This window comes from Clostridium sp. ATCC 25772 (genome assembly GCF_001573875.1).
GTDB classification, from domain to species: Bacteria; Bacillota; Clostridia; order Clostridiales; family Clostridiaceae; genus Clostridium_J; species Clostridium_J senegalense.
In genome coordinates this window covers 19,419-35,608 of the sequence record NZ_LFRG01000038.1, presented here as the reverse complement: position 1 = coordinate 35,608, position 16,190 = coordinate 19,419, and the positions used below count along the sequence as shown (strand labels likewise).

The following is a 16,190-nucleotide window of genomic DNA, read 5'->3' as shown; positions in this document are numbered from 1 at the left end:
CTATTGTAAAGAGTGGAACAGTTAGTCAAAAAGCAGATAGATATTATGTATCTATATTGGTTGAAGAAGATATAAAACCGAATGATAAACCTTATTCTTGTGGAATAGGTGTGGATTTAGGAATTAAAGATACTGCTATTTGCAGTAATGGAATAAAATTTAAAAATATAAATAAGACAAGTAAAGTTAAAAAAATAGAAACAAAATTAAAAAGGGAACAAAGAAAACTTTCAAGGAAATATGAAAGTTTAAAAATAAGAAATAAAAATAATAAGGAGGGAGCTACTAGACAAAATATCCAAAAGCAAGTAGTTAAGGTACAGAAAATCCATCAAAGATTATATAATATTAGAAATGATTATAATAATAAAATAGTTTCAGAACTAGTGAAAATCAAACCAGTTTTTATAACTATAGAAGATTTAGCTATTTCTAATATGATTAAGAATAAGCATTTATCTAAAGCTGTACAAAAGCAAAAATTGTATGACTTAAGAAATAAACTTATTTCAAAATCACATCAAAATAATATTGAAATAAGACAAGTGAGTAGATGGTATCCCTCATCTAAACTTTGTAATAAATGTGGAGGCGTAAAAAAGGACTTAAAGCTTTCAGATAGAGTATATAATTGCAAGTGTGGTTATAGTTTTGATAGAGATGCAAATGCTTCATATAATCTCAGAGATGCAAAAGAATATAAGATTATCTAACGTTAAATAGATACTTATATATGTACCGTTGGCTAGATGGGAATTTAAGCCTGTGGAGTGCTATATAAACTAAAGTAGCTTCGGCAAAATGGAGTACATTGAAACAGGAAAAATCTCAATATGGGTATTTTTGTCCATATTTTGAGTAGCAGATGTATTACCAAGTGAAATAATAAAACTAATTCAAGAATATATAGATGGAGATTGTATTTATATCCCAAGAAAGTTTGAAAATGAAAAATCCTGGGGTGAAAAAAATGGTACGAGAAAATTTTTACAAACTAGAGATTCTGAAATCTACAATATGTATTTAAAAGGTGCTACTATTAATTAATTAGTGGACATATACTTTCTTTCGGATAAAAGCATAAGAAGAATAGTTCATAAAGAAAAGAATAAATTTTAACTTAAAATTATTATAAAAGGTTATATAAAGGCCAGTCCATAAGATAGCTCCTTAATATTAAGGAGCTATCTGGGGCTGGTTTTAAAGTTAGATAAAATTTAAAGTTTATATTTTTATTAAGTCTTATAAAAATAATATTTAAAACGTTACAAAAGGTTTAAATATTATTTAGTGTTGAAAATGGTTTTTCAACAATTTATTTAACAATGATTTAATATAATATATTTAAGGCATATTTATATGGCTAATTTTAATAAGATGTTAGGGTGTGAGAAAAGATGAAAAAATTTCTAACTGTTATAATAGCATTTATGTTAATGTTTACTTATGGATGCAGTAAATCTTCAAATTCTATACCTAAGCTCTCTTCACTGCCAAAGTATGAACAAAATATAAATTCACCATATCAAGTAGATGTGAGAGATAAAGATTTATCTGAATTGGATTTAACTAATGAGTTAAATAATTTAGAACATGCAGTCTTTAACACTTCTACAAAGTGGACTAAAAAGCTTCCAAATGAATATAATCCTAAAAAAGTATTAGAATATGGAAAAGATCCAGGATTAGGATTAAAAAGTATTCACAAAAAAGGAATTAATGGAGAAAATATAGGAATAGCTATAATTGATAAGAAACTTTTAAAAGATCATAATGAGTATAAAAATAATCTTCAAGATTACAAAGAAATTCATAATCTTGAAATGAATCTTAATATGGATGGAGCAGCAGTAGCCTCTATAGCTGTAGGAAAAAATATAGGGGTGGCACCAAAAGCAAATTTATACTATGTGGCAACTGATTGGGAAGATATAAGTTCACAATCTGATGGAGTTCAATATAATTTTATTTGGCTAGCTGAATCTATTGATTATATAATAGAAATTAATAAAAGTTTAGATTCAGATAAGAAAATTAGGGTTATATCAGCTTCAGTAGGAATAAGTGAAAATCAAAAAGGATATAAGGAGTTTATGGAAGCTGTTGACAGAGCAAAAGAAGCAAATATATTTGTAGTAACACCATATTTAAACAAGACCTATGGTTTTGGATATGATGGACTAGGAAGAGAAATTTTACAGAATCCAAATGAAACTTCATCCTATAATATAAATGAACAGTGCAGAAAAGCATTCTATGAAGAAAAGGGAGAACTTTACAATAATAAGGCTGAAAAGTTAAAATATAATGAAATATTATTGGTGCCAATGGATTCAAGAACAGTAGCAAGTGAGACTGGTAAAGATGACTATGTTTTTTATCCTTGTGGTGGATGGAACTGGTGTGCACCATATATTTCAGGATTATATGCTTTGGCATGTCAAGTTAACCCAGATATGACACCAGATTTATTTTGGAAAACAGCATTAGAAACTGGAGATAGTATAAAAATACAAAACGATGAAAATCAGTATGAATTAAAAAAGATTGTAAATCCAGAAAAACTTATGAATAAATTAAAAGAAAATAAGTAAAAGCTTTTTAAGTTAGATTGTAAGAAGAAGTAAAATACTTCTTCTTTTTTTGTGAAATTTAATAATGCAATAATCTAAAATAATTTAGATATACAACTAATCTATTTTATATAAATTTGAAAAACAAATTATATTATTAGGTTAAAAAATGGATTAAAGTTTAATCTTAAAATATTAAACTGTTACCTTTTAGCTCTTAATTAATTGTAGTTGTACTTATTTTTTCTTAACTGATAACAAAAATTTAATGAATAAATTTAAGTCTGAATTTGCAGCTCTATAGGTAGTCTCAACTTTAGTTAATAACTGTTTTTAAGATTTAAAAAGTCAAAGCTAAATGCTAAAATATGTATAAAGTTTTTATTTTAGGGAGGCTTTTTTATGAATATTGAATTTAGAAAACCAAATAAGTATGATGGAAAAGACATAGCTACATGGAGATATGAAGGTATTTATTCATTTTATGACAATGATAAAACAAAAGAAAAACAGCAATGGGCATTAAATATACATAATGAAAAGGATACATTTGTTATGTATAATGAAGAAAATAAATTAATAGGAAATTGTTGTTTCTATTTTGATGATGATAACGTAAAATTTAATTTTGGGGTACAAATGAGACCAGACTTAACTGGAAAAGGAATGGGTGATGAAGTATTAAAATTTATACTCAAATTTGCTAAGGAGAACTACAAATTCAATGAAATATATTTATTAGTTGCTAAATTTAATAAAAGAGCAATAAAACTATATAGTAATTTAGGATTTGAAATTTTAGAAGAATTTATATGGAATGTAAATGGAGAAGAAACAGAATTTATAGAAATGAAGAGATTTTTGTAAAAATAAGTAAGTGTAATAGATGTAGATTATTAAATTGTTTTCATAATATTTCCTTATTAAAACACCTTTCTTAGTGGAATACTATTTAAAAGTAAAAAAGAAAGGGTGTTAAATATGATTTCATCACCAGGAAGAAGATTTTTGGCTTATATTCTTGATATTTTAGTTAGTTTTATATTAGCACTTATAATAAGCCTTTTTATAGGATTGCCTAGTATATTTATAGCAGATACTGAAAATATAAATAGCTTTTTTAGTGGATTATATGCAGTTTATATAGGGGTATTAATATTATCTACAATAATAATACAATTTTACTTTTGGAGTAAAAGTACTTCAATGGGGAAAGCAATTTTGAAGATGAAAGTTTTAGATAAAAGAACTCATCAACCAGTGGGATTTTTGAAGATGGTTTTAAGAGAATTAATTGGAAAACAGGTATCAGGATTGTTTTTTGGTTTAGGCTATATATGGATATTTATTGATAGAGATAATCAAGCATGGCATGATAAAATATTTGACACTATAGTTGTTGATCAATAAAAGTATATGTTTTTTAGACTACCTAATGTTAGGTAGTCTATTTTTATATAATAAATTGTAAACAATGTAAATATAATATTAGATAATATAAAATAAAATTTTAAAACAACGATAAATATAGATAACATAGAAAATATTTTACTACTTGGGAGGGGAGAATTGTGAGAAAAAAGAAAATACGTACATTAAAAACAGAATTAATTGTAATGGTTATTTTAACAAGTATTATTCCTATTTGTCTACTTGGATTAGGGTTAAATAAAGCTCAATATTCTGCATCAAAAACTGTTTTTATAAATGAAACTTATAAAAATATACTATCAGTCGAAAAAGAGATTGAAACATTAGTTCTAAAAAATACAGAATTTATAGAAATTTTATCACAGGATCCATATATAATAGATAGCTTTAAAGAAGATAGCTTTAAGGAAAAAACGTTAAAGGTATTTAAAAGTATAAAAGATAATAATGAAAATGTGTCTTCTGTATATATGGGGTCAATTAAAGGAGAAACATTATTATATCCTAGAAAGGAGCTATCAAATTATGATCCAAGAACAAGACAATGGTATATAGATGCACAAAATTCAGAAAGCATAGCTATTACTCCACCTTATTTAGATGCATTTACATCAACAAATATAATAACTATATCAAAAAAAGTTACTAATGAAAAAGGAGAAATACAAGGTGCTTTAGCTATAGATATACAGCTTTCTAAGTTATCAGAAATAGTTTCTAATTGTAAGATTGGTAATAATGGATTTTTAATTGTTGCATATAATGACGATAATATAATAGCTAGTAGCAAAGAAGAATTTTTGATGAAAAGCTTATCTCAAGAGAGTTATGGTGAGAATTTAAAGTCTATAAAAGATGAATCTACAATCAATTTAAATGGAGAAAATTATACTGTAAAAAAATTAGAAAACAAAAACACAAATTATTCATTATATGGGTTTATATCCAATAATGATATATATAAACTAACTCTTTCAAATATTAAATTCACTATTATAATAACAATGTTAATATTTATAATAGCTATAATATTAACGGTTATCTTCTCTAGAAAGATAACTAAAGCATCTAAAATAATAGTAGATGTTTTATATAATTGTAAAAATGGGAATTTTAAAGAAAAAATTGATACATCTAAAATTGACAATAAAGAGTTTTTGGATATTGCTAACGGAACCAATATGATGATAGAAGATATAGTTTTACTTTTAAATAATGCATTTAATACATCTAAAGAAGTTTATGATAAGTCTAATGAATTAACTAGCATATCACAGGAATCAGACAATATAAGTAGTAATATAGCTCAAGCTATGGGTGAAATATCAAAAGGCGCAATAGAACAATCATCATCATTAGAAAAAACTGTTAATTTATCTTTAGAATTAGGTGATAGAGTTAAAGCATCTGTTGAGTATTCTCAAGAAGTAATAACAAAGTCTAATAACACAATGGACTCTGTTAAAAAAGGGAAACAAGTAATAGCACAACTTAAAGGTATGCAAAATGATATTACAAAAAATATAGAATTGACAGTGGAACGTTCAAAAATATTACAAGATAATTCTCAAAAAATAAATATTATATTAGATACTATAAAATCTATAACAAGTAGAACTAATTTATTAGCATTAAATGCAAGTATAGAAGCAGCAAGAGCAGGGGAAAGTGGTAAAGGATTTGCAGTTGTAGCAGAAGAGATAAGAAAGCTTGCAGAACAATCATCACAATCAGCTTCTGAAATTGAAAGTATAATAAAATTAAATATTAATGATATAGATAAAGTTGTAAAGGATATTAATAATACCAATATAACTATAAATAAAGGAAATGAGAATGTGGAAAGTACATTTGAAGTGTTTACAAATATAAATATGGAAATATCAAATCTAAAAACATTGATAAATCAAGTAAATGATAATTTAAAACAAATAAATGTGACTAAAAATGAATTTATTGAAAATATCCAATCTATATCAGCAGTTTCAGAAGAGTCTGCAGCAGCAACAGAAGAAGTATCAGCAGCTACTGATGAGCAAAATATAAAGATGAAAACTCTACTTAATTATTCAGAGGAACTTAAAAATATATCTAAAAAGTTACATGAAATAATAGAACAATTTGAAATATAAAAGTAATAAAAAGTGGCTATATTAGAATGAAAAAACTTATTCTAAATATAGTCACTTTTCTACTTTAGATAATATGAATTCCATTAAATAGATAGAATAAATTCTATTTATTTAAAATATAGTTTAAAACGTTAATTGAATAAATTGTAATTTTATAAAACATTATGTAAAATAATTATATAATTTACAAAAATAAGGGGGCGTAATTAAATGAACAATTACTTATCAAATGCAAAAAAAGAAGTTTCTATGGCTTTAATAATTAATTTTGGTATTACAGCTTTAATGGGGATTATATTAGTGGTAGCGTATAAAAAAATACCAACAATGAGTACTTATGATTTTGCAGTGGTTCAAATGCTGTATCCAGCCTTTGCTACAATCATTACAATTAAATATTTTAATAAAGGAAAAATTGATAAAGAATTAAATATATTTTTCAATGTATTTATTGCAACTACTATAGTTTCTATCATTTCATTACTAGTATGTACTTTTTTCTTTAATGATAATCCTAAAATTTTAAGCTGTATTATACAGGGTATTGTTACTATATCCAATATCATTTTTATCATGCTTATATTTTCCAATGAAAATAATTCCTTTAAAAGATTTAATTTGAAATTTACTAAAAATTTTAAAAAAGTTGTTATAATTTTATTAATTTTTATAAGTTTATTTATGATAACAACGTGTATAGCTCTAGTACATGATAATAGTACTACTTTTAAGTTTTCTACCTTAATTATACATCTAATTACTTTACCAGTTTTATTAGTTTTTAATTTATTTTTTGAATTTATTATGTTTTTTGGAGAAGAATTTGGATGGAGGGGATATCTTCAGCCAAGATTACAAAGTATTTTTGGAAAAAGATTAGGAGTTTTAATATTAGGAGCAATTTGGGGAATATGGCATTTGCCGCTTTGTTTTACATTATACAGTCCAGAAACACCAATATATTGCGTTATAGCACATATAGCCCATTGTATACTTTTAAGTATATTTTTAGGATATGCATATATGAAAACTGAAAATTTATGGGCACCAATATTAATTCATTTAATAAATAATAATTTTGCAGGAATTTTTAGTAGTGGAAATTACGAAGCAACTTTTGAATTAGAAACATTATTAGTAGGAATAGCAATTAATGTTATTATTTTTGTACCGTTCATATTTACTAAAGAATATAAGAAAGATATAGGGAAACAAGCTCAAATTTAAATTTATTCAATAACTTTAAAGTATTTTTATACAAAATATAGTGTTGAATTCCAAGTGATTCAGAGCATGTCTCACTATTTTAGGTATCCAAGTTTTGAAATGGATAATTTTAAAAGTAAAATTGGAATCCTATAATAATACCCAAATAAACATTTAATCATTTACAATTGTAGATATAAATACTTTTATCACACTAAAAATACACATGAAATCCTTATTATTAGTTGAGAAATATATTTAATTAGAAATTAAGATTTAGGAAAAAATTAAATAAACAATTTAAAAAATCAATTGAATTTATTGTAAAAAGGTGAAATTTTATGTAAAATAGTTATATAGTTGATACAATAAAATAAGGGAGCGTGATTCAATGAACAACTATTCATCAAATGTAAAAAAAGAGATTTCTATAGCTTTAGCAATCAATTTTGCTATTACAGCTTTAATTGGAATCATACTTTTTGTACTATATGAAAAAATACCTTCAGAAAGCATTCAGTATTTTGGTGCAGTTCAAATGCTGTATCCAGCCTTTGCTACAATTATTACTATAAAATATTTTAATAAAGAAAAGCTTAGCAAACCGGTAAATATATTTTTTAATATTTTTATAGCAACTACTATAATTTCTATTTGTGCTTTATTTATATGTACTTTTTTCTTTAGTAATAATCCTAAAGTTTTAAGTTTTACTATCCAATGTATTATTGCCATAGCTAGTGTTGCTTCTTCTATTGTTATATTTTCTAACAAAAATAAAGATTTTGAAGGTTTAAATTTAGAAATTGGTAAAAATTTTAAAAAGGTTGTTATAGTTTTATTGATATTTGTTGGTCTGTTTATAATAAGGGCAGGTGTAAGTTTAATAGTGCAGCCGGATGATTCTTTTAAAGTTTCAACTTTAATTTTCACCTTAGTTTTTCTACCTTTAAGCTTATTTTTTAGTGTAGTTTTTTCTTTCATTATGTTTTTTGGAGAAGAATTTGGATGGAGAGGATATCTTCAACCAAGATTACAAAGTATTTTTGGAAAAAAACTAGGAGTTTTAATATTAGGGCCAATTTGGGGAATATGGCATTTACCACTTTGTTTTACATTATATAGCCCCAAAACACCGATACATTGTGTTATATTTCATATAGTCTATTGTATACTTCTAGGCATATTCTTAGGGTATGCATATATGAAAACTGAAAATTTATGGACTCCAATATTAATTCATTTAACAAATAATGCTGTAGCAGTTGCTCTTTCTGGTGGAAGTTATGAATCCAACTTTACATTGAAAACACTATTATTGGGAATAGCAATTAATGCTATTGTTTTTGTACCATTTATATTTACTAAAGAATATAAAGAAAATAATAATATAACGACAAACATGTAAATGTTTTAAAATTAAATTCTATAATATTTTGCAAAAAATAGCTCTAAAGATTTATTAAAATAAAATAAGTCTTTAGGGCTTTAAACTTTCATATATTATACAAATAAGTATTGTAAAAAGGGGAGTTTGATAATTATGAAAAATATAAAGAAAAATAAATTAACCACTATTTATGTATTAATTTTAATAATAATTCCATTAGTAGGAACCATAATTTATAAAAATACTAATTTCTATGTTGGTTCAGATAGGTACTTATCATGCAAGAATGCAGGTGAACGAAAAGTTAGGTTGCTTGAAGATTTAAATAATACATCAAATGGAATAAACTTTGATTTTAAGGACTTTACAGGTATCTGGGACTTTATAGAAGTGACTTCTAAAGAAGATGAGAGAATAACTATAGATGATAGTAGTAAAATTTATAAGGGCAAATGTTATACTGTAATTTTAGATTCTGATTACAATATAATAGCTAAAAATAATGAGTTAGATAAGAAATCCACTATAGAATTTGATGCTATAAAAAATAAAAAGTACTTTGTTAGAATAGTTGGGAAAAATGCCAATGGGGTTCTCGATGTGAAAATAAATGGTAATGATAATGTAAATATATCACATAGAGGTTTTTTTGATTAAAGTTTCATTCTAAAATGTAAATATTTTCAATCATTGTATAGCATTTTAGCACCACTTTCATAATTTTTATCTAATATTAGATTTATAAATTTTTAAGTTTCTATTATATAAGTATATTAAAGAATCAATTGTTAGCTTGTATGTTGTTAGGAAAAAATAAAGAAAATAAAAAAATTATAGTAAAATAAATAGTCTTGAATATTTTAGGCGAAGATGAAATTAATGTTATAATTATAATATAGGATTTCAATTGTAAAATTAAAATATAGAGGATGGGGAATTTATGATGAATAAAGAAAATTTAAATAAAATCAAGACAGATATTGATAATTATTTTAACAATCTATCAGAAGATGATAAGTTTAGTGGAGAGATATTAGTTTCAATTAAAGGAGAAAAAATAATTAGTAAAGCATTTGGTATGGCAAATTATGAGTTAGATGTACCTAATACGACTAGAACAAAATTTCGTATTGGATCAGTAACAAAACAATTTACAGCTGCAGCAATACTACAATTATATGATAAAGGATTATTAGATATAAATGATACTTTAGATAGGTATGTTCCCAACTATCCTAAAGGAAATAAAGTAACTATTCACCATTTATTAACTCATACATCAGGGATATTTAATCATACTAGTATTAAAGGGTTTGTAGAAAGCATTATGAAAAATCCTCATAATGCTGAGAGTCTTATTGAAGAATTCTAAGACTGTCCTTATGATTTTGAGCCAGGAACTAAACATCTATACTCAAACTCAGGGTTTATTCTATTAGGATACATAATAGAAAAGATTTCTAAAAAAAGTTATAAAGAATATTTACAGGAAAATATTTTTGACAAACTCTTAATGAATGATTCTGGTTATGATGATCATATTGAAGTCATTAAAAACAGAGCAAGTGGTTATGCTCTAAAAGAAGATGAAAAAACTCTTTTAAATTGTGATTTTATAGATATGACTATACCATATGCTTCAGGCTCATTATATTCTACTGTAGAAGATTTATATCTTTGGAACAACGGACTATTAGAAGGCAAAGTTATTAGTAAAGACTCGTTAAATAAAATGTCTAGTAAGTATGCTGATGCTGGAAAAGAAGGATACTATGGGTATGGACTATTTATAGATGAAATAGAACTTGGGGGGAAAGTTAGGAAAAAAGTATATCATGGTGGAGGTATACCGGGATTTTTTTCAGAGAATGATATTTTCCCAGATGATGATATACAAGTAATTATGCTAACTAATATAGCCACAATGAAATTTGCGCCTAAAATAGATGCAGTGGAATCAATTATTTTTAAATATATACAATAATAAGCTTACGTTATCCAAATACCATGAAAATTCATGGTATTTTTTAGTGTATTTATTGTTATATAGGATTTAATCATGAAGTAATATTGAAAAAGTAAATATAACATTGTAATTTTATCGTCGTTTTATTCATATATATAATTTAATACATATTTAATAAAAATAGGGGGATTTAAAATGAGTAAATTAGATACTGAACCAACTCCACCGGATTATATGGGCGTTACACCTGGCTGTCTGGGGTTTATTATTGGGGGTATATTCTCCTTACTAATTTTGTTCGTGGATTCCATACAAGAGAAATTTTATAACTTCTTTTGTTATGATTTAGGGCTAAGCGATGGATCATGGAAAATTATAGTTATAATCTTAATCATAATTCCTCCAATTATAATTCCTACAATTTGCTTATTAATAAACTTTACATTAAATAAGACTATATATAAAACTAAATTTGAAAAGAGACTAAAAGAGTATAACATCAAACTAGAAAAATATAATTTAGAAAAAGTATTAAATGAGCAAATAATAAAAAATGGTGTACCTGAAACAGCAAAGACAGTTATTTGTAACAGATCTTCCTTGATAAAAATGATTAATAATACTGAATTATATGTATGGATTAAAGATGATAAATTATGTTTTGCTAATAAATATCATTCTATAATAATAAAATTATTAGAAATTCATAGAGATGATATTTTACATTTTTTAAGACAGGATAGAGAAATTCATAATGAAATAATAACATCAAAGGACTCTCAATCTAAAAAAGAGGATATTACACTTGAATTTATTAATAATAATAAATATGAGCAGTTATTTTTTCATATATCAGCCTATGATATACTAAAAGATTTAATTCCTGAAAAAGAAATACAATTTATTAATGATAAAAATAATTCTCAGTTAATAGATAATTGCATCACAGTGTATGAAAAACTTAGAGAATTGTCTAGATTAAAAGAAGAGGGAATTTTAACAGAAGAAGAATTTACTGAAAAGAAAAAAAAGTTGTTAAGTGAAGTTTAAATGTACTTCATAGAGTGCCTCTCAGTAGGAGAGCACTCTTTTTGAATTTAAAAATTTGTTTTATTTTTATGATTTCTTATAGTGTATGTTACAAAATCAACTAAGCCAATACCAAGGGATATTGCTAATGCCTTAGTAAAATTAATTTCTAACCATTTTATAAAATAACCGATAATACAAAGAAATAAAAAAATAAAAATAAATTTAATAATAATTTCTTTAATTGAACTACTCATATAATAAATCCCCCTATAATTTATTATATCACTATTAAATTATTCCTTAGCAATAATAAGAAAAATTAAATAGAAATCTTATAAATTTGTAAAGTATAATCAATACATGAATTAGCATTGGTTCAAATTCAATAAAAGAGTTAAAATGAATACATAATTAAAATAAAAGAGTGCCACTTAAAATATTTCTCAATTTTTTATGGCACTCTTAAAATTATAAGAGCATTACTCAGATAATGCTTTAATTTCTTTATAACTATTAAGATCAGTATAAAGTTCTCCTTTAATAGGATTACGTTTTGTTTTAACTATTTTATAAACATAGTATATAAATACTGCTATATTTGCTATTAGTGCTATTAAGCTTACAATAAATAATGCAGTTGAATTATGTGATGATCTAACTGCAAACTGTGATTCATCAATAAAGCTAGGACAGGTCATTGCAAACATACACCATAATGCAAGTGTTTGTGCACGATGTTGTAACCAAGCACCTTTTTTTATAAAGAAAGCAGCAAATGTAGGAGCTAATAATAGTGCTAAACCACAATACCATGAATGATCAGGTAAACAATTATAAGTATATGCAAAATTCCAAATATCATATGCTACAATCCAAAACCATAGCATATCAGGCCATAACATATCTTTACTTTTATCTTTACTAATACATATTCCAAACCAGCCTGTAATAGTAATAATATTTAATATTCCAGCAATTCCATTCATAATATTCCAAGGCCCACTTAAAGTCATCATTCCTTCGAATATTTCTTTATTAAGATGTAATCCATAGATTTGAAAATCACGAGCCACTGCTTCACAAATATTAATAGCTAAAATAAGTGGTGGAAAACATAAAACCCATTTTTTAGTACTTACATCTTTAACATGACGAATAATCCAAAAACCAATACATCCTGCAAGTGCAGAATATACTTTAGCATAATGGAACCAGTCGTTTACACTTGTACCTTCAGTAGTTTTTGGCCATATAGCAAAAGTAAGAATTATTGGTAATACAACAAAAAGAAAAATTCCACCATATTTAGATCTACGACCTAATTCATTTAGTCCAATTAACACCAAAAATACTACTAACCACATGAGCCAACTTGTAAAAGGTAATGATTCATAAAAAAACATAAATACACCCCCTAATTATAAATTTTTAGAATCCACTTAATTATTAAGAAAATTATATTGTTCATATAATTAAAGATATGTATTGAAATTTGTAAAAATGCATATATACTGAATAGGCATTATAAATACTTATTTTTAGAAAGAAAGTTTAAATTTAGATATCTTTACTGAGAAATAAAACTGGTGTATATTAAAATAGTTGATTTACACTTAAAATTATTTTACAAAGGATAAGAAAAGGAGAAGCATGAGATTAGATAAATTTTTAGCAGAATCATCAATTGGAAGTAGAAAAAATGTTCGTATTTATATTAAAGAAGGTTCTGTAAAAGTAAATGGACAAGTTGTAACAGAACCAGCAATAGATATTAATGAAAATGTGGATGTTATTGAGTATTTTGATAAATTAGTTGTTCACCATGGAAAGGTGTATTACATGTTTCATAAACCATCAGGATGTATTACTGCAAGAAAAGACGCAGTTAATAAAACAGTCATTGATTATTTTGATGAAGTTGACATGAATGGAGTATTCCATGTTGGAAGATTAGATAAGGATACAGAGGGACTATTACTATTTACTAATGATGGTGATTTTGAACATAATTTAATGTGTCCACAAAAACATGTTGAAAAGAAGTACTTTTTTATAGCATTAGGTTCACTAACAGAAGATGATGTTAATAAATTAGAAAAGGGACTTTCTATAGGTAAAGATGAACCATTAACTAAGCCTGCAAAAATAAATATAATTAGAAATGGAACTTATAAAGAATTTGAAAAGGAAATGGACATTAAAAAATTTTATAACATAGATTCAAATCGCTATAATCAACCAGTTGTATCTGGATATCTTATAATTTCTGAAGGGCGTAAACATCAAGTAAAGCGCATGCTAAAAGCAGTTGGATGTTATGTAATCTACCTAAAGAGGGTTTCAATTGGAGGGTTAACTTTAGATGAAACTCTAAAAAAAGGACAATATAGAACTCTTGTAGAAGAAGAAATTCAAATGTTATTAAAAGATTTATAAATTGAAACTATTATAGCTTTGAAAGGGTATGGTTTTATGGATAATGAATTCTTATATGGTTTACAAGAAGATATTCTAGATAAAAAAGGATATTACAAATTATATTTATTTTTTTATATCCCAGTTTTTATAATTACTATTGAAAATATTAAATTGTATCTGTATATATTTAGAATTATTTTGTCTGGGTTAGCTTTAGTGTTTTTAATTTTAATTTATTTAAAATATAAGATGTCTAGAAATGAACATGACAATAAAGTAATTATTAGAAATATAATTTTGTTTTTTGCGTTGACCCTTGTATGTATATATCAAGTTGTAAGATACTTACTTTGATTATCTACTCTTTTTATGAAATTGATTATTTTGTAAAATAATGTTATAGTTTTTAAATAGTGCTAAGAAAAATTATTTAATTTAAATATATTTTATATAATTTTTCATTTATTGTTTATATGGCTGAAAAATAGTGTATATGATTAGATTAGAATAATGAACAAGTGGTTGTTTGAGAGTGGGTGACAGATTATATGGAATCAAATGCAGTATTAATGACAAACGGATCAATAGGTAAAAAAATTATTAGATTTGCATTGCCAATCTTTTGGGGAAACTTATTTCAGCAGTTATACAATATAGTTGATTCATTAGTAATTGGTAATTTTGTAGGAAGAGATGCATTAGCAGCAGTAAGTTCTACTGGTTCACTTATATTTTTACTAGTTGGGTTATTTGGTGGAATTTTTATGGGTGCAGGTGTTGTTATTTCAAAATACTTTGGTGCAAATGAAAAAGAAAATGTACAAACAGCAATTCATACATCTATTGCCTTTGGAATTATATCAGGAATTATATTAACTTTAGTAGGAACAGTATTTTCACCTCAAATATTAAGGCTTATGGGAACACCGGAGTCAGTATTTCCTAATGCTGTTTTATATGTGAGAATTTATTTTGGTGGAATTTTAACAGTTGTTATGTATAACACTGCAAGTGGTATTTTTCAAGCAGTAGGTGATAGCAAACATCCACTGTACTATCTTATTGTTTCATCAATTGTAAATGTTGTATTAGATTTATTATTTGTTGCAGTTTTTAAAATGGGAATTGGTGGTGCTGCAATAGCAACTGTTATTTCTCAAGCAGTAAGTGTTGTACTAGCATTTTATCATCTTGTTCGTACAAAAGATATTTATAAAGTAACCTTTAATAAAATACGTTTAAACTTAGATATGCTTAAACAAATTCTTCACATGGGAATACCAGCAGGTATACAAAATTCTGTTATTGCTCTTGCAAATATTGTTGTGCAATCAAATATAAATTTTTTTGGTGCCGTGGCAGTAGCAGGCTGTGGTTCATATTCTAAAATTGAAGGATTTGTATTTATTCCAATTACTAGCTTTGCTTTTTCTATGACAACATTTGTTAGCCAAAACCTTGGTGCAAAAAAATATGAGCGTGCTAAAAAAGGAACATATTTTGGAATAATTGTTTCAATTATTCTTGCAGAAGTCATTGGCATAATTTTCTTTTTAACAGCACCAAAACTTGTTGCACTTTTTAATAGTGAACCAGAAGTTATTCAATATGGTACGGCTCAAGCAAGGACAATTTCGTTATTTTTCTTTCTTCTTGCATTTTCTCATTGTGTAGCAGGAATTTTAAGGGGTGCAGGAAAAGCTATTGTTCCAATGCTTGTAATGTTGTGTTGTTGGTGTATTATAAGAGTAATTTATGTAACAGTGGCTACACATTTTATACCTGAAATAAGAATGATATTTTGGGCATATCCATTGACCTGGTTTTTAAGTTCTGTAATTTTTTTAATTTACTATCTAAAATTTAATTGGTTACATGGGTTTGAAAAAAAGTGTAAAAAAACAAGTTGTTAATACTATAGGATATTAAGCATAGGTGTAAAGTTAAGCCTAAAAGTTGGCAATACAGGTCTTCGTCCTTTATGGATGGAGACCTTTTTTATTATAAAAAATTAGACAAATTAAGTAAAGAAATAAGAAAGT

Annotated in this window: 13 protein-coding genes and 2 pseudogenes; 13 read left to right on the top strand and 2 right to left on the bottom strand. The window is 25.6% G+C overall.

The genetic code is table 11. From position 1 onward, the window contains the following. The 11 genes and pseudogenes from AZI32_RS13065 to AZI32_RS13015 all read left to right on the top strand — a co-directional run. A partial coding sequence (locus AZI32_RS13065) for an RNA-guided endonuclease TnpB family protein (RefSeq protein ID WP_157450917.1) occupies window positions 1-713 on the top strand: 713 nt, incomplete at its 5' end. 151 nt (window positions 714-864) lie between these two features. Further along, window positions 865-1,119 (top strand): annotated as a pseudogene (locus tag AZI32_RS18965) (CD3324 family protein); the annotation flags it as partial. 278 nt (window positions 1,120-1,397) lie between these two features. Then, window positions 1,398-2,594: a S8 family serine peptidase gene (locus AZI32_RS13060; RefSeq protein ID WP_061996256.1), complete on the top strand. Its 1,197-nt coding sequence runs from the start codon at window positions 1,398-1,400 to the stop codon at window positions 2,592-2,594. Window positions 2,595-2,975: 381 nt separating this feature from the next. Further along, window positions 2,976-3,440, top strand: coding sequence for a GNAT family N-acetyltransferase (locus tag AZI32_RS13055; protein WP_061996255.1), 465 nt, complete (start codon window positions 2,976-2,978; stop codon window positions 3,438-3,440). Between the two features lie 114 nt (window positions 3,441-3,554). Then, window positions 3,555-3,983 (top strand): RDD family protein, encoded by a 429-nt coding sequence (locus AZI32_RS13050; RefSeq protein ID WP_010297362.1) that lies wholly within the window; start codon window positions 3,555-3,557, stop codon window positions 3,981-3,983. 161 nt (window positions 3,984-4,144) lie between these two features. After that, complete coding sequence (locus tag AZI32_RS13045; protein ID WP_061996254.1) at window positions 4,145-6,136, top strand: methyl-accepting chemotaxis protein; 1,992 nt, start codon at window positions 4,145-4,147, stop codon at window positions 6,134-6,136. A gap of 210 nt (window positions 6,137-6,346) precedes the next feature. After that, a complete protein-coding gene (locus AZI32_RS13040) occupies window positions 6,347-7,363 on the top strand; it encodes a type II CAAX endopeptidase family protein (protein ID WP_061996253.1) in 1,017 nt (338 codons plus the stop codon). Between the two features lie 370 nt (window positions 7,364-7,733). Continuing rightward, window positions 7,734-8,750, top strand: coding sequence for a type II CAAX endopeptidase family protein (locus tag AZI32_RS13035; protein WP_061996252.1), 1,017 nt, complete (start codon window positions 7,734-7,736; stop codon window positions 8,748-8,750). 135 nt (window positions 8,751-8,885) lie between these two features. Beyond that, on the top strand, window positions 8,886-9,389 hold the full coding sequence (locus AZI32_RS13030; protein ID WP_061996251.1) for a hypothetical protein: 504 nt from the start codon (window positions 8,886-8,888) through the stop codon (window positions 9,387-9,389). A gap of 283 nt (window positions 9,390-9,672) precedes the next feature. After that, a pseudogene (locus AZI32_RS13020) lies at window positions 9,673-10,716 on the top strand (serine hydrolase domain-containing protein). Window positions 10,717-10,893: 177 nt separating this feature from the next. Continuing rightward, window positions 10,894-11,748 (top strand): SHOCT domain-containing protein, encoded by an 855-nt coding sequence (locus AZI32_RS13015; RefSeq protein ID WP_061996248.1) that lies wholly within the window; start codon window positions 10,894-10,896, stop codon window positions 11,746-11,748. A gap of 47 nt (window positions 11,749-11,795) precedes the next feature. Here the strand turns inward: AZI32_RS13015 and AZI32_RS13010 are convergent, their stop codons facing one another. Both AZI32_RS13010 and AZI32_RS13005 read right to left on the bottom strand, forming a co-directional pair. After that, complete coding sequence (locus AZI32_RS13010; RefSeq protein ID WP_061996247.1) at window positions 11,796-11,984, bottom strand: hypothetical protein; 189 nt, start codon at window positions 11,982-11,984, stop codon at window positions 11,796-11,798. 225 nt (window positions 11,985-12,209) lie between these two features. Continuing rightward, complete coding sequence (locus tag AZI32_RS13005; RefSeq protein ID WP_061996246.1) at window positions 12,210-13,133, bottom strand: DUF5692 family protein; 924 nt, start codon at window positions 13,131-13,133, stop codon at window positions 12,210-12,212. Window positions 13,134-13,380: 247 nt separating this feature from the next. Here AZI32_RS13005 and AZI32_RS13000 point away from each other — a divergent pair, with 247 nt between their 5' ends. Next, window positions 13,381-14,166, top strand: coding sequence for a pseudouridine synthase (locus AZI32_RS13000; protein ID WP_061996245.1), 786 nt, complete (start codon window positions 13,381-13,383; stop codon window positions 14,164-14,166). Between the two features lie 530 nt (window positions 14,167-14,696). Continuing rightward, window positions 14,697-16,061 carry an MATE family efflux transporter gene (locus AZI32_RS12990; RefSeq protein ID WP_061996243.1) on the top strand — a complete coding sequence of 455 codons (1,365 nt, stop codon included), beginning with the start codon at window positions 14,697-14,699 and terminating at the stop codon, window positions 16,059-16,061. Window positions 16,062-16,190: the final 129 nt, after the last annotated feature.

Bases quoted from the DNA above. Each gene is read 5' to 3' on its own strand.
- AZI32_RS13060 (WP_061996256.1), top strand. From the start codon at position 1,398: ATGAAAAAATTTCTAACTGTTATAATAGCATTTATGTTAATGTTTACT.
- AZI32_RS13055 (WP_061996255.1), top strand. From the start codon at position 2,976: ATGAATATTGAATTTAGAAAACCAAATAAGTATGATGGAAAAGACATA.
- AZI32_RS13050 (WP_010297362.1), top strand. From the start codon at position 3,555: ATGATTTCATCACCAGGAAGAAGATTTTTGGCTTATATTCTTGATATT.
- AZI32_RS13040 (WP_061996253.1), top strand. From the start codon at position 6,347: ATGAACAATTACTTATCAAATGCAAAAAAAGAAGTTTCTATGGCTTTA.
- AZI32_RS13035 (WP_061996252.1), top strand. From the start codon at position 7,734: ATGAACAACTATTCATCAAATGTAAAAAAAGAGATTTCTATAGCTTTA.
- AZI32_RS13030 (WP_061996251.1), top strand. From the start codon at position 8,886: ATGAAAAATATAAAGAAAAATAAATTAACCACTATTTATGTATTAATT.
- AZI32_RS13015 (WP_061996248.1), top strand. From the start codon at position 10,894: ATGAGTAAATTAGATACTGAACCAACTCCACCGGATTATATGGGCGTT.
- AZI32_RS13010 (WP_061996247.1), bottom strand. From the start codon at position 11,984: ATGAGTAGTTCAATTAAAGAAATTATTATTAAATTTATTTTTATTTTT.
- AZI32_RS13005 (WP_061996246.1), bottom strand. From the start codon at position 13,133: ATGTTTTTTTATGAATCATTACCTTTTACAAGTTGGCTCATGTGGTTA.
- AZI32_RS13000 (WP_061996245.1), top strand. From the start codon at position 13,381: ATGAGATTAGATAAATTTTTAGCAGAATCATCAATTGGAAGTAGAAAA.
- AZI32_RS12990 (WP_061996243.1), top strand. From the start codon at position 14,697: ATGGAATCAAATGCAGTATTAATGACAAACGGATCAATAGGTAAAAAA.